Origin of the sequence: Vibrio sp. 10N.286.46.A8, from assembly GCF_041470165.1 — a bacterium.
Lineage (GTDB): Bacteria > Pseudomonadota > Gammaproteobacteria > Enterobacterales > Vibrionaceae > Vibrio > Vibrio tasmaniensis_A.
On record NZ_JBFRLX010000194.1, the window covers coordinates 1 to 23,726 of the forward strand.

Consider the following 23,726-nt stretch of genomic DNA (forward strand, 5'->3'; position numbering starts at 1 on the left):
AACATGAATGCTAACGAAGTGATTGCGACACTCGCTTCAAGAAGCCTGCAAGGAGACGTGAACCCGAATGATCACGTAAACATGGGGCAAAGCAGTAACGATGTCGTGCCAACAGCAATTCAAGTCAGTGTCGCTTTGATGGCAGAAAATAAGCTACTGCCTGCACTTACCCACCTTTCTGCGGCACTTACCGTAAAACAGCATGAACTTGCTGAGGTAGTCAAAACTGGCCGTACCCATCTAATGGATGCAATGCCGATTACCTTTGCTCAAGAGCTTGGTGGTTGGAAATTTCAGATTGAACATGCCAAGCAAGCGATAGAAAGCAGCTTGCCAGCAGTCAAGGCGCTTGCTCAAGGTGGCACAGCGGTTGGTACGGGGATCAATGCCGACCCACGCTTTGCCGATAAGTTTGCAAGTAACCTGTCTCAATCGACAAAGATCAGTTTTACCTCGAGTGAAAACTTCTTTTTTAACCTCAGCAGCCAAGACGCGATCGTTGCACTGTCAGGTCAGCTCAAAACTGCAGCAGTTGCGATCATGAAGATCTCAAACGATCTTCGCTGGATGAATTCAGGGCCGTTGGCTGGCTTAGGGGAAATTGAGTTGCAGGCTCTACAACCGGGCTCGTCTATCATGCCTGGCAAGGTAAACCCTGTAATTCCAGAAGCTGCAGCCATGGCGGCGGCTCAAGTAATAGGTAATGACACCACCATTACGATTGCAGGCCAATCGGGTAACTTCCAATTGAATGTGATGCTGCCCGTTATTGCTCATAACGTATTAGAAAGCATTGAGTTGTTAGCAAACAGTTCAGTCGCACTGGCTGATAAAGCAATTTCTACCTTCATGGTACGCCAAGACAACCTCGATTTGGCACTGTCAAAGAATCCAATTCTGGTGACCGCACTTAACCCTGTGATTGGCTATCTAAAAGCGGCTGATATTGCCAAGAAAGCCTACAAAGAGGGCTTACCGATTCTTGATGTGGCCGAACGAGAAACGGATCTTAGCCGAGAAGAGCTCAGCAAACTGCTTGACCCAACTACACTCACTCAAGGCGGTATCGCGGGTTAAAGTAAATCGGTCATCCATAACCGAGCGAACAGATCGAAAAAGGCCTCAGCTGAGGCCTTTTTAATATCTAAGAGTTAATTAAACTAACTCACCCGATTTAAGACCGCTCTGAGTTTTAGCGGCTTCACAGGTTTAGCAATAAAGCTGAAGCTGTTGGCCTTTATCGCTGCCAACATGTCATCGGTTCTATCAGCACTGATGATGACGCCTTCAAAAGAGTCCCCAAGACGTAAACGGCATTGTTGCAACACTTCGAGACCCGTTCGGCCATTATCGAGGCGATAATCAGAGAAAATCACATCCGGCTGCCAATCATCATCGAGACACTTCAAACTTTCGACTAAGTCGACGGCGGTCTTAACCTCACAGCCCCAACGACCAATCAAGTTCTCCATGCCGACTAAAATCTCGCGCTCATTGTCGACACACAGTATTTTCAGGTGCTCGATGTCGCTTGTCGCCATTGGCGTCGAAGCTTGTACAACCGGAGCCACCTGCTCTGCTCTCGCTAAGGTGATGGAAAAGACGCTGCCTTCTCCCGGCCATGAACGCATCGAGATTTGATGACCAAGCACATGAGCAATCCCTTTCGAAATCGCCAACCCTAATCCCAACCCCTGATCGGCACGAACTTGACTACCACGCGTAAACTCTTCGAAGATCTCTTGTTGCTTGTCTTCATCGATACCGGTTCCGTTATCCCACACATCAATGCGTACTTGACCATTAACTCGTCTCGCACCGAGTACCACTTTTCCTTCAGGGTTATAGCGAAACGCATTCGTTAAAAAGTTCTGAATCACTCGTCTTAATAACTTAGGGTCAGAGTGAATAAACAGTGACGATGGGATCATCTGAAATTGGATCTTCTGCTGCGTTGCTAAAGCACTAAATTCGGCATTCAAATTGGTCAGCACATCATGCACGGCAATCGCGTGAATGTTGGTTTCTAATTTTCCTGACTCCAATCGCGAGATATCAAGCAGGTCGCCAATCAGATCTTCAGCCGCACCCAACGCACTTTCGATATGAGAAGAAAGCTGCTTCTCCTCTTGCTCTTTTGCCACCTCAGATAGCGAAGAAGCAAACAAGCGAGCAGCATTTAATGGCTGCATCAAATCGTGACTAACAGCCGCAAGAAAACGACTCTTAGATTGTGATTCTTGGTCAGAGATTTGCGTCGCCTTTACCAAGCGATGGTTAAGCTTCTCGAGCTCTTGAGTTCGTTCATGGACTCTCGATTCCAAGCTTTCATTAGCATCTTTTAGCGCTTGCTCTGCTTGTCTGAAAACCGTGATGTCGGTAAAGCTCATGACGAAGCCACCACTAGGCATTGGGTTACCTTGCACCTCAATCACTCGACCATCCGGACGAATACGAGATGAGGTGTGTCGCGTGCCTTGCTCAAGGTGATAAACACGGCGTCGAACGTGATCTTCTGGGTCGCCTGGGCCACATAAACCTTGCTCAGCATTGTGACGAATTACATCTGAAATGGGTCGACCCACCTGAATCAAGCCTGCAGGGAACTCAAACAGTTCTAAGTAACGTTGATTCCACGCCACCAGCCTCATTTGTTTGTCAATTACTGCAATGCCTTGACCAATATGTTCAATCGCACCTTGCAGTAAACCACGGCTGAAATCGTACAGTTCAGAGGCTTCATCAACGATGGTCGCCACTTCCTCAAGCTGCATATTTCTGCCCTGCAAGGCCGAAGTAAGTACTAACTTAGCTGAAGATGCACCGAATACACCAGCGAGCACACGTTCTGCATGTCGAATCAGGCTTGCGGGCGCTTGTTGGTTAGGAAGTAGCGGCTGCCCGTGCTGTTGCCAATAACTCTGTAAGGCACTTTTCGCACGCTTACGCCCCACAAAACGAGACGCCAGCATCTCTAATTCAGCGACCGTCACACGGCTCTGATAGAGGCTGATGTTCTCATTTTCTGGCAGTGGTGTGCCAATAAAAGCAGCCGATTGTAAACGCTCACTTAGGCTTGGTCTGGTCACCATCGAAACCACGGCATAACACAAAGTATTCAGCAAAATACTCAGCACAATCCCCCAGTTTGAACTGCTGATCTCCCAACTGTTGAACAACTCTGGTGGCGTGATAATCCACAGTAAAAGGTTACTTTCACTATCGCCCGCCAGCATGCTGGTTTGGCTCATCAGGGTGATCAGCCAAATCAACGAGCCCACCATTAAGCCGACATAGACCCCCTTCCGGTTGCCCGGACGCCAGTACAAACCACCAATAAGTGCTGGCGCGAATTGAGCAATCGCCGCAAAGGAAAGAAAGCCAATCGCCGACAGTGAGTGAATGGTATCGAGCGCTTGATAGAACAGCCAAGCACCAAGTAACAGCAGTAAAATCAACCCGCGTCGAATCACCAGCAACATGCCAGAAAAATGTCGATGGGTTCTTTGAGTTAGGCGCATACGGCGCAGCAGCAATGGCATCACTAAATCATTCGATACCATGATCGCTAATGCGATGGTCGAGACAATCACCATGCCACTCGCCGCCGAAGTACCTCCGAGGAAAGCTAACAAAGCAATGTGATTCGCACCTTCTGCCATTGGTACACTGATCACGTAAGTATCAGCCGGCATGTCGGTGAGCAGCCCTTGTCCTGCCCAAGCAATTGGCAGCACAAACAGGCCCATCAAAATCAGATAAAGTGGAAACAACCAGCGAGCGGTATGCAAATCTTGAGGACGTTCGTTCTCAACCACCATGGTGTGGAATTGGCGCGGCAGACAGACAATCGCCAACATAGTCAAAACGGTATGAATAATTAAGGTCGGAATATTGGGCGATTCGTAGGTGGAAGCCGCCACATCAAACAAGTCAATTTTGTCACTGCTCATCGCCAGGTAGATAATAAACAGGCCAACAATCAAGAATGCCGCTAGCTTAACAATTGACTCAAACGCCACCGCCATCATCATGCCACGGTGATGCTCTGTGTTATCGATGTGCCGAGTACCAAACAGCATGGTAAAAATGGCCAAAGCACCGACCACAAACCAAGACACGTGATAATCCTGATAGCCGAAATCAGACGCTAGGTTTGGCGCAACAATATCTAGCCCCATCGTAATACCACGCAGCTGTAGCGCGATATAAGGAAGAATACCGACCACGGCAATCACGGTGACGGCAACAGCCAAGCCCTGAGATTTTCCATAACGAGCCGCGATAAAATCGGCAATTGAAGTGATGTGTTCACGCTTTGCAATCAGGATCAACCGCGCCAAGATCCGCCACCCGAGTGTAAAGACCAGAATGGGGGCGAGATAGATGGGTAAAAAGGACCATGGGTTATTGCTCGCCTGTCCGACCGTTCCATAGAAAGTCCAAGAGGTACAATACACAGCAATCGAAAGGCTATAGATCCATGGGCGCCAACGCGATAGCCAACGAACCTGCCTGTCTCCATACCAAGCGATCAGAAATAACACGCCCAAATAGGCTAAAGAGACTGGAATTACTATCCATCCTTGCATTAAAAACCCTTTTTCATCCATAAAAAAACCTCTCCATAAGGGAGAGGTTTCATTTAACTAAGGATGGGTCATTAACTCAATCGAATCGCTTAAATTCTGTGCTTCAGACTCTAATTATCAGCATTTGCTGTTAGATTCTAATTGTTCCGAACCTGATTGATTAATCTCAACCACTGAACTTCTCTCGTCCAACTTAATGAACAGAGCAAGAGCCCCCATCGCGGCCATACCCCAAAAGATGTTTGCCCCCCAAAGCTCATATCCCCAACCACTTAAGGTCGTCATTAGTGCGATAACAGCCCCCAATGGGATCGCGTTATACAGAGCTTGCAGCGCGACCATTTTATTCTGTTCTTCTGATTGAATGTATTGAATGGCTGCGATGTGTGCCATAGCAAACGTCACACCATGCAGCATTTGCACCATAACCAAGGCGAAAATCGCCGTTGTTGACGCGGTAATCCCCCAACGAGCCATCACACCGATTGCAGCTACCACGAACAGAGTACGCATTGACCAGCCAGAGAATAAGCGCTTACTGAGAGCAAACACAGCCACCTCAGCAACAACGCCTAGGCTCCATAAGTAACCAATAATCGCTTCTGAGTGACCTGCTTCTTTCCAGTAAATCGCACTAAAACTGTAGTAAGCCGCATGGCTACCTTGCAGCAGCGCCATCAAGGCCAAAAATTTAACTACTGACGATTCACGCAGTAACTCACCTAATTTTGGTCGCACTGCTTGTTTCTCAGATTGCGTTACTGGCATCACGTTAGGGTTTCTCATCGCTAACATTAACGACAACAGCACACCAGCAAGCGCTGTATATAAAATCATATCAGTGCCGAACTGTGCGACTAAATAACCCACCACGGTTGAACCCGCAATAAAAGCAATCGAACCCCATAAACGAGTGCGTCCATAGTCAAGCATCTTAAGACGACTGTAATGGTTAGCCATTGCGTCAGAAAGAGGGATAACCGGCCCACAACACAGGTTAAACAGTACTGTTGCCAACAGCATCAATAAAAAACTGCCTCCAGTGAAGAAGTGGAAGCCAACAAATAACAATGAGGCGAAGCTCAACCAGCGCAGAGCGGGCAAAAGATTCTCTACGTTATGGATGCGCGGCGTAATCACAAGGTTAGCAACACAGCGAGTCGCAAAACCAATACCAATCAATACACCGATGTCTCCTGCAGAAACGCCTTGGTCTTCAAACCACAACGCCCAAAATGGCAAGTACACACCATACGCAAAAAAGAAACCAAGAAAATACTGAGATATCCATCCGTAAGGAGAGGGGCTAAACATAAATAACCTATAAAGTGTGCGGAAAAAGGCGGCTCCAATTATGCCTATCTAGAGTAGGATGAAAAAGGGAATTATTACTGGGATAGCATTCCTATATTTAATTAGCCTAGATATCACTTATCACTTATCACTTATCACCAAGCTATATCACGTTCATCGATATCTAGTCTGCATTTAGACTAAAGTCGTCTGGAGCTTCGCTGGTATTTTGTCAGACTGATTAAAGACTCCCACTTCTTGTGATGCTTATGCCTGAAAAATTTAATATGCAGCACCCACCCTTCGATAGCCTGTCCGATACGGAACAATTGAAGCTTCGCTCTTCATTAGACGTGGTGTATTACCGCTCTCAAGAAGTGATACTGGAAGCAGATAGGCCGAGCAGACACCTGCATATCCTGATCAAAGGAGCCGTTGAAGAGCGCGCGAGCAGTGATGGTGAGATTTACGCACATTACGCCAATGACGATATTTTTGATGTGCGCAGCCAGTTTGAACCTCACACCAAACATCAATATATCGCACTCGAAGACACCTTAAGCTACCTACTGCCTACTGATGTTTTTCTCGATCTTTATCACGCCAATGGTCAATTTGCCGCCTACTTTGATAGTAACCTGTCGACACGGAAAGCTCTGATTGAAGCCGCTCAGCAGCAACAAAACCTTGCCGAGTTTATATTGACAAAAGTGGATGACTCTATCTATCACCCACCACTGATTCTTGAGCCAGGACAACCCATCAACCAAGTCACTCAAATCCTAAAAGAGCAAGGCTTAGACTCGGCGCTGGTGCATTTAGACGACAAAGGCATAAAAGATTTTGGTTCAGGCTCCTTACCGTATGGGATCGTCACACGAACCAATTTATTGCACGCTGTAATGCTCGATAACTTCCCACAGGACGCGCCCGTTGGCGAGATTGCAACATTTCCGGTGATGCACGTAAACCAAGGTGATTTCTTATTTAATGCCATGATTACCATGACCAGAAACCGGGTAAAAAGGTTGATGGTTTGTGACGGTCTAGATGCTGTCGGCATGGTGGATATGACACAAATCCTCAGTGCATTCTCCACTCACTCTCACGTGCTCACTTTGCGTATTGCGCGATCCACCAGCATTGAAGAGCTCGCATTAGCCTCCAACAAACAACGTCAACTGGTCGAAAGCCTACTCAGTAACGGCATTCGCACGCGCTTCATCATGGAGCTGATTTCAGCCGTTAATGAACAGATAATAGAGAAAGCGTTTGAGTTGGTTATCCCACCCGCACTGCATAATCATTGCTGCCTCATCGTGTTGGGCTCCGAAGGCCGTGGAGAACAAATCCTCAAAACCGATCAAGACAACGCGCTAATAATTCAAGATGGCTTGGAGTGGCACCAATGCCAGAGTGCCATGAACGACCTCACTCACACATTGCAGCAATTGGGCTACCCACTATGTCCGGGCAACGTGATGGTCAACAACCCCAAATGGGTGCATTCAGAACAAGAGTGGAAACAAACCCTCACTCGTTGGGTAAAAAAAGCCACGCCAGATACCGTGATGGATATCGCGATCATGGCGGATGCACACGCCGTTGCGGGTAATAGAGAGTTATTAAAACCCGTAAAGCAGCACCTAAGTGATTTGATGCTCGGACAAGAATTGATTCTGACTGAATTCTGCCGACCGGCTCTGAACTTCTCAGTACCCCTCACCCTGTTTGGCAATGTTAAACAATCCAAGTCAGGGCTCGATATCAAACAAGGCGGTATTTTCCCTATCGTGCATGGTGTGAGGGCACTCTGTCTTGAGCATGGTGTCACGGTAAACAACACCTTCGAACGCATTGAACAGTTGGTCTGTAAGAAGGTGCTTGAGCAAAGTACCGCCGATAACCTTAGTGAAGCACTCAAACAGTTCTTTAAGTGGCGCTTAGCCCAAAGACTTTCTCAGCAGCACAGTAGCAACAAGATTAACGTCAAATTGATGGAGCGAGCAGACAGAGACTTACTTCGCCATAGCTTGCATGTGGTCAAAAAATTCAAGCAATGGCTTGGCTACCACTATCAGATACGAGATTAGGCGATTGAACGATGAATAGATTGGTTCGTTATTACTGGCATCATAAACTCAAAGGCTCTACTTATCAGCCTCTGTTTACTGCGCCTGCTAATCACGAATACGTATCTCTCGATTGTGAAACCACCAGCCTCGACCCCAATCAGGCAGAATTAGTCACCATTGCCGCAACCAAGATCATCGGCAACCGAATCATTACCAGCCAACCTTTTGAAGTCCGATTGCGCGCCCCTCAATCGCTCGATTGCAATTCAATAAAAATCCACCGTATTCGCCATCAAGATCTAAAGCACGGCATCGAAGAAAAACAGGCTTTAATCGAGCTACTGAACTTCATTGGAAATCGTCCTTTAGTCGGCTATCACATCCGCTATGATAAAAAAATCCTCGATCGTGCCTGTTTAAAACAGCTTGGATTTCCACTGCCTAACCGATTAGTCGAAGTAAGCCAACTTTATCAAGACAAGCTCGAAAGGCAGCTGCCCAATGCCTATTTTGATCTCAGTATGGACGCAATCTGTCGCCAGCTCGATTTACCTATCCCCGTCAATAAACATGATGCATTACAAGACGCTATCTCCGCCGCCCTGATCTTTGTTCGCCTGAAGCATGGTGATCTACCCCGTTTCAACTCTTCTTATTCTTAATTCAACCACTGGCGCTTCACATAGAGAGCAACATCTCAAAAATGAACTTAACTCGCTATTTTGTAAGTGAAAAGCAGCGTCTCATCCTAAAGTCTAATTGTGGAAATCGCCATCCTAGTCGAGAGTGATAACACAAAGACGGTTCTGTAATAGACCTAGAAACTGAACACAAAGGAAGTTGCCAGTTCATTAGGAATGTAGGCACAAGGAGAGATGCAATGAGTGAAGCCCACGTTTATCCGGTAAAAGAAAATATTAAATCAACTACACACGCGGATAATGACACTTACCTAGCCATGTACCAGCAATCTGTTTCTGACCCTGAAGGCTTTTGGGGTGAACACGGAAAAATCGTTGATTGGATTAAACCTTTCACACAGGTAAAAAATACTTCTTTCGACCCAGGCCACATTGATATTCGCTGGTTTGAAGATGGCACGCTTAACGTTTCGGCTAACTGTATCGACCGCCACCTTGCTGAGCGTGGTGATGAAGTCGCTATCATCTGGGAAGGCGATGACCCTGCTGATGATAAAACCCTAACCTTTAACGAACTACACAAAGAAGTGTGCCTGTTTTCTAATGCTCTGAAAGAGCAAGGCGTACGTAAAGGCGATGTGGTTTGTTTATACATGCCAATGGTTCCAGAAGCTGCGGTTGCCATGCTGGCATGTACCCGTATCGGCGCAGTTCACACAGTGGTATTTGGTGGTTTCTCCCCAGAAGCACTGTCTGGTCGTATTATCGATTCAAATTCTAAAGTCGTTATCACTGCCGATGAAGGCGTGCGTGGCGGCCGTGCTGTTCCACTGAAGAAAAATGTCGATGAAGCACTGACTAACCCTGAAGTGAAGAACATCGAAAAGGTTGTGGTATTCAAACGTACTGGCGGCGATGTTGCTTGGCACGAACACCGTGATGTGTGGTGGCATGATGCTATCGCAAACGTATCGGCGGATTGTCCACCAGAAGAGATGAACGCAGAAGATCCACTATTCATCCTTTATACATCAGGCTCAACGGGTAAACCTAAAGGCGTTATGCACACTACAGGTGGCTACCTTGTTTATGCAGCGATGACCTTCAAATACGTATTCGATTACCAAGAAGGCGAGACTTTCTGGTGTACAGCCGATGTGGGTTGGATTACTGGCCACACATACCTTGTTTACGGGCCACTAGCTAATGGCGCAAAAACGATTCTGTTTGAAGGCGTGCCAAATTACCCGAACACCAGCCGCATGAGCGAAGTAGTCGATAAGCACCAAGTTAATATTCTTTATACTGCGCCAACGGCTATTCGTGCATTGATGGCGAAGGGTAATGAAGCGGTTGAAGGGACTTATCGTGACAGCCTAAGAGTCATGGGATCGGTAGGTGAACCTATCAACCCAGAAGCGTGGGAGTGGTACTACAAAACAATTGGTAACGAGCAGTCTCCAATTGTCGATACATGGTGGCAAACAGAAACGGGCGGCATCTTAATCGCTCCACTACCGGGCGCAACAGACCTAAAACCGGGTTCAGCGACTCGTCCATTCTTCGGTGTGCAACCCGCGCTTGTCGACAACATGGGCAACATCATTGAGGGTGCAACAGACGGCAACCTTGTGATTCTTGACTCTTGGCCAGGCCAGATGCGTACCGTTCATGGTGATCATGACCGTTTCGAACAAACTTACTTCTCTACCTTTAAAGGTATGTACTTTACCAGTGATGGTGCTCGTCGTGATGAAGACGGTTACTACTGGATTACGGGCCGTGTCGATGACGTGCTTAACGTATCAGGTCACCGTATGGGTACCGCTGAAATTGAATCGGCGCTAGTGGCGTTCGATAAGATTGCAGAAGCAGCGATTGTCGGTATTCCTCATGATATTAAAGGCCAAGCAATTTACGCTTATATCACGCTTAATGATGGTGAGTTCCCAACCGCAGAGCTTCATAAAGAAGTGAAAGACTGGGTACGCAAAGAGATAGGCCCAATCGCAACGCCAGATGTACTGCATTGGACAGACTCTCTGCCGAAAACTCGTTCAGGTAAAATCATGCGTCGTATCCTGCGTAAGATTGCCACTGGCGATACTGGCAACCTAGGCGATACGTCGACACTCGCAGACCCAAGCGTGGTCGATAAGCTGATTGCAGAGAAAGCGGAACTGGCATAAGCAACCCGTCACATTACGTAATTACTGTTTAAAACAGCTCCTTTCTAAACCGTCACCTATGTGGCGGTTTTTTTATGGCTGATCTTGATCTCAAATATCCTCGACAAAATTAAGGCTAAGGCGCTTTTTTGTTAAGTTGGTAACAATCTCACACTCTCTCAATAGGAGATTAGACCAGTAAATTGCTGCGATTTGCGCTGAATTAGCTATAATCTGGTTCTAATTTTTAAATTTGGGTTTTTCTTACTGGAAATTATCCCCAAATTTTCAATAAAATGGCAACATTCACGTTCGTAAACACGATAAAGGAAGATAGCCCCACAATGTCTACAAAGTTTCGCATTCTAGTTTTAAATGGACCAAACCTTAATCTGTTAGGCCTTAGAGAACCTGCACACTACGGTTCTCAAACACTTGACCAGATTATTAGCTCATTGACCGAGCAAGCGAAAACACACGATGTTGAGCTATCTCACTTACAGTCAAATCGTGAGTATGAGCTGATTGAAGCTATCCATAGTGCTTATCAAAATGTTGATTTCATTATTATCAACCCAGCGGCCTTTACACATACCAGTGTGGCGTTGCGTGATGCACTACTTGGTATTGCTATCCCATTTATTGAGGTTCATCTATCGAATGTTCACGCACGTGAACCATTCCGTCACCACTCTTACCTGTCTGATAAAGCAGAAGGTGTGATTTGTGGCTTAGGTGCCCAAGGTTATCAATTTGCTTTGACAGCTGCGCTCAACAAGCTCAACGCAAAGTAAATAAAAACAACGAACTATTACTAACCTACTCAGTCAAAGAGTAAGTTCAATCAACAGATAAAGAGAAAGAAACAATGGATATTCGCAAAATCAAGAAGCTAATCGAATTGGTTGAAGAGTCTGGTATTTCTGAACTAGAGATCTCTGAAGGTGAAGAGTCAGTACGAATCAGTCGTAACAGCCCTGTATCTGCAGCGCCTATTCAATATGCAGCAGCTCCAGCTCCTGTAGCGGCGGCAGCACCTGCGGCAGCAGCACCTGTAGCTGCAGAAGCGGCAGCTCCTGCGGTTCCTGCTGGTCACCAAGTTCTTTCTCCAATGGTTGGTACTTTCTACGGCGCTCCAAGCCCAGATGCAAAACCGTTCGTTAAAGTGGGTCAATCTGTAACTGCTGGCGAAACACTATGTATCGTTGAGGCAATGAAAATGATGAACCAAATCGAAGCTGATAAATCTGGTGTTGTAACGGCTATCCTAGTTGAAGACGGTCAACCAGTAGAATTCGACCAAGCTCTAGTAATTATCGAATAATAGAGAGCACTCATTATGTTAGATAAATTAGTAATCGCGAACCGTGGTGAAATTGCACTGCGTATTCTGCGAGCATGTAAAGAGCTTGGCATCAAAACGGTAGCAGTTCACTCAACCGCTGACCGCGATCTTAAGCACGTACTGCTTGCTGACGAAACCATTTGTATCGGTCCAGCTCGTGGTATCGATAGCTACCTGAACATCCCTCGTATCATCAGCGCTGCTGAAGTAACGGGTGCAGTTGCTATTCACCCAGGCTACGGCTTCCTATCTGAAAATGCAGACTTTGCAGAACAGGTAGAGCGCAGTGGTTTTATCTTCGTTGGCCCTAAAGCTGAAACCATTCGCATGATGGGTGACAAAGTGTCAGCTATCACGTCAATGAAAAAAGCGGGTGTACCTTGTGTACCAGGTTCTGACGGCCCTCTTGACGACGACGAAGCGAAAAACAAAGCGCACGCTAAGCGCATTGGTTTCCCTGTAATCATCAAGGCTTCTGGCGGCGGCGGCGGTCGTGGTATGCGTGTTGTTCGTACTGAAAAAGAACTAACAGAAGCTATCGCAATGACTCGTGCTGAAGCAAAAGCATGTTTCAATAACGACATGGTTTACATGGAAAAATTCCTAGAAAACCCACGTCATATTGAAGTACAAGTGCTTGCAGATGGTCAAGGTAATGCTATCCACCTAGGTGAGCGTGACTGTTCAATGCAGCGTCGTCACCAGAAAGTTGTGGAAGAAGCACCAGCACCAGGTATCACTGAAGAAATGCGTAAATACATCGGCGACCGTTGTACTCGTGCATGTCTTGAGATTGGTTACCGCGGCGCAGGTACATTTGAATTCTTATACGAGAACGGTGAGTTCTACTTCATCGAAATGAACACTCGTATCCAGGTTGAGCACACGATTACTGAAATGGTAACGGGTATCGATCTAGTGAAAGAGCAACTTCGCATTGCTGCTGGTCAGCCTCTATCATTCACACAGGATGATATTAAGCTGCGCGGCCACTCAATCGAATGTCGTATCAATGCGGAAGATCCGGTTCGTTTCCTACCGTCTCCGGGTAAGATCACGCGCTTCCATGCTCCAGGTGGTATGGGCGTACGTTGGGAGTCTCACATCTACACGGGTTACACAGTGCCACCACACTACGATTCAATGATTGGCAAGCTGATCACTTACGGTGAGAACCGTGATGTTGCTATCGCTCGTATGAAGAACGCATTGGGTGAAATGATTGTTGAAGGTATTAACGTTAATACTGAGCTTCAACTGTCTATTATGAACGACGAAAACTTCCAACACGGTGGGGCAAACATCCACTACCTTGAGAAGAAGCTTGGTCTACAATAGACGCTAGCCTTCCGTAATTCGTTCTCTGTAGAACAGTAATAAATGCTCACTTCGGTGGGCATTTTTGTTTGTAAATACTCGCAATAATCAATTCATAATCCCCATTATATTCCGTGGGGTTTTGGTGAATTTGCTCATATTTTCTGCTAGACTCGCCATCCAATTTTTCTCATATAGAAGATGCAGCCATGCCTTGGATTCAAATCAAGCTTAATGCTACCAATGAAAATGCCGAACAAATCGGCGACATGTTAATGGAAGAGACTGGTGCTCTTTCTGTAACTTTCCTGGATGCACAAGATACCCCTGTATTTGAGCCTCTGCCGGGCGAAACTCGCCTTTGGGGTGATACTGACATTCTCGCGCTTTACGACGCTGAGACTGACACTGGTGTCGTTCTAGCGCAGATTAAAGCAAGCAACATGTTCCCTGCAGACTTTGCTCACAAAGTAGAGCAAATTGAAGACAAGGATTGGGAACGTGAATGGATGGACAACTTCCACCCAATGAAGTTTGGTGAGCGTTTATGGATTTGCCCTAGCTGGCGCGATATCCCTGAACCTGACGCTGTAAACGTCATGCTAGACCCTGGTCTTGCATTTGGTACGGGCACTCACCCAACAACAGCATTGTGTCTTGAATGGCTTGAAGGCCTAGACCTGACAGGCAAAACCGTGATCGACTTCGGTTGTGGTTCAGGCATTCTTGCGATCGCTGCGATCAAACTTGGCGCGGCAAAAGTTGTCGGGATCGACATTGATCCTCAAGCTCTGCTTGCATCAAAAGACAACGCACAACGCAATGGTGTTGCTGAGCAACTAGAGGTGTTCTTGCCACAAGATCAACCGGAAGGTTTGCTCGCTGACGTTGTTGTTGCCAACATTCTTGCCGGTCCATTACGCGACCTTTCTGGCATCATTAAAGGTCTAGTAAAGCCAAATGGTGTACTAGCAATGTCGGGTGTTTTAGATACACAAGCGGAAGATGTTGCAACTTATTATCGTGATGAGCTTCACATTGATCCGATCATTGAACAACAAGAATGGTGTCGAATCTCTGGTCGCAAGCAAGGCTAGGTAAGACTTTGGGCGCTAATTGATTGAAATTTAAACGAATTACAAAAACAAATTGTAAATGCTCAAATATTAGTCTTTTCACGCAGCGAAAAAATGCGTAAAATGCGCGCCCTTGCTGGTACAGAACTGTGATGACATTTTTGAAAATCGGAAATTATCAACTTAAGAACAATCTAATCGTCGCTCCTATGGCTGGCGTAACGGATAGACCATTCCGTGAGTTGTGTCTTCGTTACGGTGCGGGGATGGCAGTCAGTGAAATGATGTCCTCCAATCCGAAAGTTTGGAAAACGTCAAAATCTCAGCAGCGTATGGTACATGAAGGCGAATCGGGCATTCGTTCAGTACAAATCGCTGGTGCAGATCCACAGCTTATGGCCGAGGCTGCTCAATTCAATGTTGCTAACGGTGCGCAAATCATCGATATCAACATGGGTTGCCCAGCCAAAAAAGTGAATAAGAAGCTTGCGGGCTCAGCCCTACTTCAGCATCCAGAACTCATTGAAGATATTCTGAAGGCTGTGGTAAATGCTGTCGACGTTCCAGTAACGTTGAAAACGCGCACAGGCTGGGATACAGACAATAGAAACTGTGTCCAAATCGCGAAAATAGCCGAAGACTGCGGCATACAAGCTCTTGCCCTTCACGGGAGAACTCGCGCTTGTATGTACAAAGGTGAGGCAGAATACAAACACATTAAAGCAGCGAAACAAGCAGTATCTATTCCGGTTATCGCTAACGGTGATATCGATAGTCCGGAAAAAGCGAAGTTTGTGCTGGAGTACACCGGCGCTGATGCTTTAATGATAGGTCGACCTGCCCAAGGACGTCCTTGGATTTTTAACGAAATCCTACACTATTTGGAAAACGGCACCACGATGGACCCACTCCCGATTTCGGAAGTGAAAGACATCATGCTTGGTCATGTGCTCGCTCTACATGAATTTTATGGAGAGTTTTTAGGCCCTCGCATCGCTCGTAAGCATGTGGGTTGGTATCTAAAAGAGCATGAACAAGCGAGTGAGTTTCGCCGTACCTTCAACGCATTCGAAGCAGGTGATCTGCAGCTTGAAGCGCTAGAAGGTTTTTTTGATAACGTTGCACCATAATTACGAGAAGAGCTAGACCGAATATGTTCGAACAAAATCTGACTTCAGAAGCATTGACAGTAACTACAGTTACATCACAAGACCAAATCACGCAGAAGCCACTACGTGACTCAGTTAAAGCATCATTGAAAAATTACCTTGCTCAATTAAACGGTCAAGAAGTCAGCGAGTTATACGAATTAGTATTAGCTGAAGTTGAACAGCCACTACTAGACACTATCATGCAGTACACTCGCGGTAACCAAACTCGCGCAGCAACCATGATGGGTATTAACCGCGGTACTCTTCGCAAGAAACTTAAAAAATACGGCATGAACTAATCGTTCTTTCGTAATTTATTGAATTAGAAGCCGAGCTCTTTATTGAACTCGGCTTTTTTTTGTTTATATGGCAACAAGCGAACAATTATCAATCAATTAATTAGATGTAACGATTGATAACGTAATCACTACCGATATAATGACCTATTAATCTAATCGTCTGGAAGCTACATGCTTGATATGAAAAGGGAAGAATGGCTTAGCACACTGATCCGTGAACTGCCTGATCGTCATCTTCTGTTGGATACATCCGGACGTATTGTTGAAAACTTTAACAATCCAAATCACCACACAGTTTCAGAACTGTTGCCTCCCGCGGTTGAAAAACAGCTGTTAGAGGCGGCAAAGCAAGCTTATTCCAGTCGCGAAATTCAATACATTCGATACTCTCTTGCACCCTGTCAGCAACTTCAGCTTTCTATTGAACAACTTTTCGCTCAAGGGGAAGAATCTGCAGAGTCAGACGACCGATATTTTGAATCGACATTAAAGCCATTGTATCTCTCGCCAGAAAAGCAATACGTGCTGTGGCAAGAGCGAGATATTACTAAAGCACAGCAACGTGAAGCTGAGCTGATAGAACTCGCTGAAATCGATGAGCTAACTGGGATTTTAAATAGACGTGCCTTTTTACTTGGGTTGGAGAGAGAGTTCAGTCAATCGCCTAAGCAAAGCTTAACGTGTTTGATGATAGACATAGACCACTTCAAAGAGATCAATGATCAAGTTGGCCACCTTTCTGGTGATGAGGTAATCGTTCAAGTCGCGAGCTTATGCCAACAGTCAATAGACTGCGATGATTATCTAGGTCGCTTGGGTGGCGAAGAATTCGGTGTCATCCTTACACACACCAGTGCCATTGAAGCTTATTACGTTGCAGAGACGATTCGTAAAACGATTGAATCAACGCCATGCACCGTAGACGGCCACATCATCTACCCAACAGTCAGCATCGGTGTTGCTGAATACACACCACACCTTAAAACCATAAAAGAACTATTGGCTCAAGCAGATAGAGCCATGTACTCTTCAAAGCAGACTGGCCGCAACCAAGTCACGCTTTACCACAATAACCTACCCACTTTAAAAATTGACGCTCAACTAAGAGCCAAAATACTGCAAGCTTCCTAGGGTTATCAACCGTAGTAAACCTATCTCCCTAACGGGGACCTTTTCAGCTATTTACCATCAGCAGCACAGCATGAGCTTTGTTTATCTTCGCTCGCCAAAGCACCTAAGATAGAACAATGGCTCGCATCGTCATCTACATGACCGCAGCAAGCATCATTAATCTTCTTTAATGCCGTGCGTATTCTGCCAAGTTCACTGATTTTTTCATCAATAAGTGTCAGCTTTGCCGTTGTGATGGCTTTCACTTCCGAGCAACTGTGCTGCGTTGCTTCCAAGCGAATCTCGAGCAATTCCTTAATTTCATCTAAACTCAGCCCTAACGCTTTAGATTTAAGAATAAAGGTCACCTGTTTTTGATTGTTTTCATCATATAAGCGATATCCTGAGTCACTGCGACTGGCAGGAGCAATCAGGTTACTTTTTTCATAAAACCGCAAGGTATCGGCTGTCACACCGCATCTTTTCGCTAATTCACCGATCTGAAACATGTTTTTTCCTACTGTTCCGTCCATTCCACAATTAACCTTATCGTTACTTTTCAGGCTGAAATGGCACTTTTCATAATTAATTTTGAGATGCCAAACGATTGCGCGAGCTTTTTTGTAATAAATTAGTTAGAATCTGCGCCATCAAATTTGGAGTTGGTTATCTTATGGCTTAATCATAAGACAAACCCAAAAGGTCTTTACCAAAACTGGCCAATATTTTATCTCTTACTGGTATCTAAGATAATCCACGCTAAGAAGATAGAAACAAGTTCTTTTTTGGCAAATATCTTTATTTTAACCCCATGAATTTGAGGAAGATGGAAGCATGAATAACGCTCGTCCAATTCGCCGCGCTCTAATCAGCGTATCAGACAAAACTGGTATCGTTGAATTTGCACAAGCTCTTGCTAACCGTGGTGTAGATATCCTATCTACCGGTGGCACTGCTCGCCTGCTTGCTGAAAAAGGCATCTCTGTTACAGAAGTATCTGATTACACTGGTTTCCCAGAAATGATGGATGGCCGTGTTAAGACTCTGCACCCAAAAGTTCATGGTGGTGTTCTAGGCCGTCGTGGCCAAGATGATGACGTGATGGAAACTCACGGTATCAACCCTATCGATATGGTTGTTGTAAACCTATACCCATTCGCAGAAACCGTTGCTAAAGAAGGTTGTACCCTTGCTGACGCTGTTGAGAACATCGACATCGGCGGTCCTACAATGGTTCGCTCTGCAGCGAAAAACCACAAAGACGTAACTATCGTTGTTAACGCACACGACTACGAGCGCGTTGTTGCTGAAATGGACGCGAACGAGCAATCTCTAACGCTAGAGACTCGCTTCGACCTCGCTATCGCAGCATTCGAGCACACCGCTTCTTACGACGGCATGATCGCAAACTACTTCGGCACTATGGTTCCATCTTACGGTGCCTCTCTACTTGATGAAGAAGGAAAGAAGGCTGATGAAGAGTCTAAATTCCCTCGCACGTTCAACCAACAGTTCGAGAAGAAACAAGACATGCGCTACGGTGAGAACAGCCACCAAGCAGCCGCATTCTACGTTGAAGCAAACCCTGAAGAAGCGTCTGTTTCTACTGCTCGCCAAATCCAAGGTAAAGCGCTTTCTTACAACAACATCGCTGACACTGACGCAGCACTTGAGTGTGTGAAAGAGTTCGACCAGCCAGCATGTGTAATTGTTAAGCACGCTAACCCATGTGGTGTTGCACTAGGTGAAGACATCCTAGAAGCTTACGACCGTGCATTCAAAACAGACCCAACGTCTGCATTTGGCGGCATCATCGCTTTCAACCGTGAGCTAGACGCTGCAACAGCAACGGCTATCACTGAGCGTCAATTCGTTGAAGTTATCATTGCACCATCTGTTTCTGCGGAAGCAGTAGCAATCGTAGCGGCTAAGAAAAACCTTCGCCTGCTTGAGTGCGGTGAGTGGACAACTAAGACAACTGGTTTTGACGTGAAACGCGTTAACGGCGGTTTGCTAGTTCAAGACCGCGACCAAGGCATGGTGTCTGAAGATGACCTGAAAGTGGTTTCTAAGCGTCAGCCAACAGCTGAAGAATTGAAAGATGCTCTATTCTGCTGGAAAGTAGCGAAGTACGTTAAATCTAACGCTATCGTTTACTCGAAAGGCGACATGACTATTGGTGTAGGCGCAGGCCAAATGAGCCGCGTTTACTCTGCGAAAATCGCAGGTATCAAAGCTGCAGACGAAGGTCTACAGGTTGAAGGTTGCGTGATGGCATCAGATGCATTCTTCCCATTCCGTGACGGTATCGACGCGGCAGCAGAAGCGGGCATCAAGTGTGTTATCCAACCGGGCGGCTCTGTGCGTGATGACGAAGTTATCGCAGCAGCAGACGAACACGGCATGGCGATGATCTTTACGGGCATGCGTCACTTCCGCCACTAATTTCCTCTTCGTATTTGGCACTGTGGCGTCGTTAGCTGCTTTCGCCCCCCCCCGGTCACATAGCGAGCTATGCTTCCGGGGATGGGCTCAATTGCTGCCTAGCCACATCACCAACTACTTTGAGCAAAACTTATAATTTTGTTTTTTAAATATTCCGATATTTGAAATACGTAGAGCAAGTCAGTGACTTTAGTTCAAGGAAAACACGCGGAGCTTATGACCATAAGTGAGCATGTTTGACACAGAAATAAAGGCTCTGAAGCAGCTATAAGGATTTTAAAACATGAATGTATTGATTATCGGTGCCGGCGGTCGTGAGCATGCACTTGGTTGGAAAGCGGCACAAAACCCAAATGTTGAAACAGTATTCATCGCTCCAGGTAACGCAGGTACTGCGCTTGAACCTAAACTTGAAAACGTAAACATCGGTGTTGAAGACATCGCTGGTTTAGTGGCGTTTGCTCAAGAAAAGAAAATCGAACTGACTATCGTGGGCCCTGAAGCACCATTGGTTATTGGTGTGGTTGATGCATTCCGCGAAGTTGGCCTACCAATCTTCGGCCCAACTCAAGCGGCAGCACAGCTTGAAGGCTCTAAAGCATTCACCAAAGACTTCCTAGCTCGTCACGATATCCCAACAGGTTACTACTCAAACTTCACTGAGATCGAGCCAGCTATCGCTTACGTTCGCGAGCAAGGTGCTCCAATCGTAGTAAAAGCTGACGGCCTTGCGGCGGGTAAAGGCGTTATCGTTGCGATGACACTTGAAGAAGCTGAAGACGCAATCAAAGACATGCTAGCGGGCAACGCATTTGGCGAAGCAGGCAGTCGCGTGGTTATCGAAGAGTTCCTTGAAGGCGAAGAAGCAAGCTTCATCGTAATGGTTGACGGTTCTAGCGTGCTTCCTATGGCCACCAGCCAAGATCACAAACGTGTTGGCGACAAAGACACTGGCCCTAATACTGGCGGCATGGGTGCTTACTCTCCAGCTCCAGTGGTAACTCCTGAAATCCATAACCGCATCCTTGAGGAAGTTATCTATCCAACGGTACGTGGTATGGACGCAGAAGGCGCACCTTACACTGGTTTCCTTTACGCAGGACTAATGATCGATGCTGACGGCACACCTAAGGTTATCGAATACAACTGCCGCTTTGGCGACCCTGAAACGCAACCTATCATGATGCGTATGGAGTCAGACCTTGTTGAACTTTGCCTAATGGCTATCGATGAGAAGCTAGACGAAGCAGAATCAAAGTGGGACCCACGCGCTTCTATCGGTGTTGTTCTTGCTGCTGGCGGTTACCCTGCTGACTACGCAAAAGGTGACGTTATTTCACTGCCAACCAGCGAAGTTGAAGGCCAAAAGGTTTTCCACGCGGGTACGACAAATAACGAAGCTGGCGACGTTGTGACAAACGGTGGCCGTGTACTTTGTGCAACGGCACTGGGCAATACGGTTTCTGAAGCTCAGGAGCGCGCTTACGCGTTGACGAAGCAAGTTAGCTGGAATGGTATGTTCCACCGCAATGACATCGGTTACCGTGCGATTGCGCGCGAGCAAGAACAGTAATCAATCTTGTTACTCGCTTACTTTCCAATAACAGTAAGCAAATGACAGAAAAGGCGCCTCGATAGGCGCCTTTTTTATCACTCAATTTCTCTAGGAATCTGTACCTGTACAGACAAATCAGCACTTGGCCTACAGCAAGCCAAATACCCTCAATCCTTTAGTGGATCGCTATTCTTTCAACAATGACGGCCTAACGACACAATCATGGCTGTCTTCAGCCAGCATCAGTAACTCTTCTACGCTCATCTTACCTAGTGAATCACTGCCAAGAAACGCCGCATAGCTTTCCACAGACGCCAATCGATCGATCACGAAGCTTGGCAAGGTCTGATTAAATTCAAAGCGATCAAACTCACCACCAGCACACGTTTCAAAAGAACGACCATTCCAGTAACCCTGAACCAGTCTGAGCCCTTCGTCATGCTGCTTCATCGTAGTTTCTAAAACCGACTTGGCTTCTTTCTGGTAGCTTTCAAGTTGCTTAACTTGGATAGGCAAAATTTTGCTATCAATACGATACTGCTGATATACAGCTTCGCCTGACTTATTAAAACGCACATGGACACTATACGGAACCAGCTCATTAGAAGAATTACGTTGCTCACCTTCACGAATAAATTCACGAAGTATACCTTCCGACCAAGCATAGTCCGTTTGGTACCAGCCGTAATCGCCTACAGTGACGTAGTCAGCTGAAGTATGAGGTTGTGTTAGCTTGTTTGTAACCCAGTAGAAACTTGTCGCGTCGCCCATGACTTGGCCGCCGGTGTGAGTTTCAAATTGCTCTAGGTTTTTGCGAGGGCTGGTTGATGAACAGCCAATGAGAAATGTAGATAATAGTGAAACGAGAAGAAATGCTTTTTTCATAAAACCTGTACCGAGGTGGAATACGACTACCTCGGTACAGTTTAGATTATTTCACTGAATCTTTCAGCGCTTTACCTGCAACAAATGCTGGAACATTTGCAGCAGCGATTTGGATCTCGTCACCAGTTTTTGGGTTACGACCAGTGCGAGCTGCACGGTGGTTTACTTTAAAAGTACCAAAACCAATTAGCTGAACTTGATCGCCATCTTTAAGAGCATCTGTAACACCGCCAAGAGTCGCTTCTAGAGCAGCTTTAGCTTGTGCTTTAGAAAGGTCCGCTTTTTCAGCAATAAAGTCGATTAATTGAGTCTTGTTCATTTTAGGTTTCCCTTCTTTGTATTTTTGAATTCGATTCACTCTAAAACATAAATGCCCCATCTGGCAAAGGTTTGTCGTCGATCTTTAGCTCTAATGCCGTAGTTTTAGCCATAATATGAGTAATAACTCACAATTTGTTACTGATTTTACTGAGCAAGCCCTTGTTTAAAAGGGGCTGAGAGCAAAATTAATGATGACCTAGCCACTACTTATTCTCTATAATCCACGCTGAATCGCTGCTAAAGCGTACAATTTAATTTAAGGGCAAACATGCTGCTGCTAACTATTTACGTCTCCATTGCTATTGGAGTTTCTTTCATTTGTTCTGTTTTGGAAGCTGTACTTTTGAGTATTAGTCCGAGCTACATTGCTCAACTAAAACAAAATGGGCACCCTGCAGCAGAGTCATTAGACAAACTGAAAACCGATATTGACCGCCCACTTGCGTCAATTTTAACGCTCAACACCATCGCGCACACCATAGGTGCAGCGACAGCGGGTGCACAAGCAGCAGTCGTTTTTGGTAGCCAATGGTTAGGCGTATTCTCTGCCGTATTAACTCTGGGTATTTTAGTTCTGTCTGAGATTGTTCCAAAAACCATTGGCGCAACCTACTGGCGTCAACTTGCTCCAGCATCATCAAATGTGCTTCGCTGGATGGTCTTTTTCCTAACACCATTTGTGTGGTTCTCAGAGCAAATTACCAAACGTTTAGCTCGCGGCCACCAGGCACCAAAAATGCGTGATGAGCTATCTGCAATGGCTATTTTGGCAAAAGAGAGCGGTGAATTTGCTGAAGGTGAATCAAAAATCCTGAGCAATCTGTTAGGTATTCAAGATGTGCCCGTGACTCAAGTCATGACACCGCGCCCTGTTGTATTCCGCGTCGATGCCGAAATGAGCGTGAATACGTTCCTAGAGCAACACAAAGACACACCATTCTCGCGCCCATTAGTTTACAGCGAGCAAACTGACAACATCATTGGTTTTGTACACCGTCTGGAGCTGTTTAGATTGCAACAAGCGGGTTGTGGCGAGAAAGCTCTGGGTGAAGTAATGCGCCCTATCCACGTGTTGCTGAACAACATGGGCTTGGCTAAAGCCTTTGACCAAATGATGGCAAACCGCCTGCAGCTTTCCTTAGTAGTTGACGAGTACGGTACGATTCAGGGCATCATCACCCTAGAAGATATCTTTGAGCACCTAGTGGGCGAAGAGATCGTCGACGAGGCAGATAAGACGACTGACATGCAAGAACTGGCATTTCAGCGTTGGGAACAGTGGAAAGAAACACACGGTGTTATCGAAAACCGCGATGAAGAGGACGAGCTAGAGGAAAAAACTCTAACAGACAACGACACCTCAGACTCAAAGTCAGCGGATGAAAGCAAGGTTCAAAAAGAAGACAAAAAAGACGCTTAATCTCAATTTGATAGCGTCAGATACAACAAAGGC

General features: G+C 46.1%; 19 protein-coding genes. 14 read left to right on the forward strand and 5 right to left on the reverse strand.

The window, feature by feature from the left end:
- Positions 1-1,077: lyase family protein (locus AB4232_RS17985; protein WP_372087675.1), on the forward strand; the 1,077-nt coding region annotated here is incomplete at its 5' end.
- Between the two features lie 83 nt (positions 1,078-1,160).
- On the opposite strand, the gene AB4232_RS17990 is transcribed toward AB4232_RS17985, so the two are convergent.
- Together AB4232_RS17990 and AB4232_RS17995 are read right to left on the reverse strand one after the other, a co-directional pair.
- Positions 1,161-4,592, reverse strand: a complete 3,432-nt coding sequence (locus AB4232_RS17990; protein ID WP_269335927.1) for a PAS domain-containing hybrid sensor histidine kinase/response regulator — start codon at positions 4,590-4,592, stop codon at positions 1,161-1,163.
- A gap of 117 nt (positions 4,593-4,709) precedes the next feature.
- Positions 4,710-5,906, reverse strand: coding sequence for a 3-phenylpropionate MFS transporter (locus tag AB4232_RS17995; RefSeq protein ID WP_017101054.1), 1,197 nt, complete (start codon positions 5,904-5,906; stop codon positions 4,710-4,712).
- Positions 5,907-6,148: 242 nt separating this feature from the next.
- Between AB4232_RS17995 and AB4232_RS18000 the strand changes: the two genes are divergently transcribed.
- From AB4232_RS18000 to AB4232_RS18045, 10 genes are all read left to right on the forward strand, one after another.
- A complete protein-coding gene (locus tag AB4232_RS18000; RefSeq protein ID WP_135382775.1) occupies positions 6,149-7,978 on the forward strand; it encodes a DUF294 nucleotidyltransferase-like domain-containing protein in 1,830 nt (609 codons plus the stop codon).
- Positions 7,979-7,989: 11 nt separating this feature from the next.
- Positions 7,990-8,622, forward strand: a complete 633-nt coding sequence (locus AB4232_RS18005) for a 3'-5' exonuclease (RefSeq protein WP_009844694.1) — start codon at positions 7,990-7,992, stop codon at positions 8,620-8,622.
- Positions 8,623-8,840: 218 nt separating this feature from the next.
- On the forward strand, positions 8,841-10,790 hold the full coding sequence (gene acs, locus AB4232_RS18010) for an acetate--CoA ligase (RefSeq protein ID WP_135382771.1): 1,950 nt from the start codon (positions 8,841-8,843) through the stop codon (positions 10,788-10,790).
- Positions 10,791-11,113: 323 nt separating this feature from the next.
- Complete coding sequence (gene aroQ / locus AB4232_RS18015; protein ID WP_029223748.1) at positions 11,114-11,563, forward strand: type II 3-dehydroquinate dehydratase; 450 nt, start codon at positions 11,114-11,116, stop codon at positions 11,561-11,563.
- Between the two features lie 74 nt (positions 11,564-11,637).
- Complete coding sequence (accB, locus tag AB4232_RS18020; RefSeq protein WP_099165043.1) at positions 11,638-12,093, forward strand: acetyl-CoA carboxylase biotin carboxyl carrier protein; 456 nt, start codon at positions 11,638-11,640, stop codon at positions 12,091-12,093.
- Between the two features lie 15 nt (positions 12,094-12,108).
- On the forward strand, positions 12,109-13,452 hold the full coding sequence (gene accC / locus AB4232_RS18025; RefSeq protein ID WP_009844691.1) for an acetyl-CoA carboxylase biotin carboxylase subunit: 1,344 nt from the start codon (positions 12,109-12,111) through the stop codon (positions 13,450-13,452).
- A 188-nt stretch (positions 13,453-13,640) separates the two neighbouring features.
- Positions 13,641-14,528 carry a 50S ribosomal protein L11 methyltransferase gene (prmA, locus tag AB4232_RS18030; protein WP_012604987.1) on the forward strand — a complete coding sequence of 296 codons (888 nt, stop codon included), beginning with the start codon at positions 13,641-13,643 and terminating at the stop codon, positions 14,526-14,528.
- A 140-nt stretch (positions 14,529-14,668) separates the two neighbouring features.
- Positions 14,669-15,637, forward strand: coding sequence for a tRNA dihydrouridine synthase DusB (gene dusB / locus AB4232_RS18035; RefSeq protein ID WP_009844689.1), 969 nt, complete (start codon positions 14,669-14,671; stop codon positions 15,635-15,637).
- 23 nt (positions 15,638-15,660) lie between these two features.
- Positions 15,661-15,957, forward strand: coding sequence for a DNA-binding transcriptional regulator Fis (fis, locus tag AB4232_RS18040; protein ID WP_004729744.1), 297 nt, complete (start codon positions 15,661-15,663; stop codon positions 15,955-15,957).
- A 171-nt stretch (positions 15,958-16,128) separates the two neighbouring features.
- Positions 16,129-17,088 carry a GGDEF domain-containing protein gene (locus tag AB4232_RS18045; RefSeq protein ID WP_372087676.1) on the forward strand — a complete coding sequence of 320 codons (960 nt, stop codon included), beginning with the start codon at positions 16,129-16,131 and terminating at the stop codon, positions 17,086-17,088.
- 47 nt (positions 17,089-17,135) lie between these two features.
- On the opposite strand, the gene zntR is transcribed toward AB4232_RS18045, so the two are convergent.
- Positions 17,136-17,576: a Zn(2+)-responsive transcriptional regulator gene (gene zntR / locus AB4232_RS18050; protein WP_009844687.1), complete on the reverse strand. Its 441-nt coding sequence runs from the start codon at positions 17,574-17,576 to the stop codon at positions 17,136-17,138.
- A 325-nt stretch (positions 17,577-17,901) separates the two neighbouring features.
- Between zntR and purH the strand changes: the two genes are divergently transcribed.
- Positions 17,902-19,512 (forward strand): bifunctional phosphoribosylaminoimidazolecarboxamide formyltransferase/IMP cyclohydrolase, encoded by a 1,611-nt coding sequence (gene purH, locus AB4232_RS18055; RefSeq protein WP_372087677.1) that lies wholly within the window; start codon positions 17,902-17,904, stop codon positions 19,510-19,512.
- Positions 19,513-19,795: 283 nt separating this feature from the next.
- Positions 19,796-21,085, forward strand: coding sequence for a phosphoribosylamine--glycine ligase (purD, locus tag AB4232_RS18060; RefSeq protein WP_017103309.1), 1,290 nt, complete (start codon positions 19,796-19,798; stop codon positions 21,083-21,085).
- 168 nt (positions 21,086-21,253) lie between these two features.
- Here the strand turns inward: purD and AB4232_RS18065 are convergent, their stop codons facing one another.
- Positions 21,254-21,952, reverse strand: a complete 699-nt coding sequence (locus AB4232_RS18065; protein ID WP_009844684.1) for a DUF1481 domain-containing protein — start codon at positions 21,950-21,952, stop codon at positions 21,254-21,256.
- A gap of 46 nt (positions 21,953-21,998) precedes the next feature.
- Positions 21,999-22,271, reverse strand: coding sequence for a nucleoid-associated protein HU-alpha (hupA, locus tag AB4232_RS18070; protein WP_004729753.1), 273 nt, complete (start codon positions 22,269-22,271; stop codon positions 21,999-22,001).
- A gap of 270 nt (positions 22,272-22,541) precedes the next feature.
- Here hupA and AB4232_RS18075 point away from each other — a divergent pair, with 270 nt between their 5' ends.
- On the forward strand, positions 22,542-23,693 hold the full coding sequence (locus tag AB4232_RS18075) for a CNNM domain-containing protein (RefSeq protein ID WP_372087678.1): 1,152 nt from the start codon (positions 22,542-22,544) through the stop codon (positions 23,691-23,693).
- Positions 23,694-23,726: the final 33 nt, after the last annotated feature.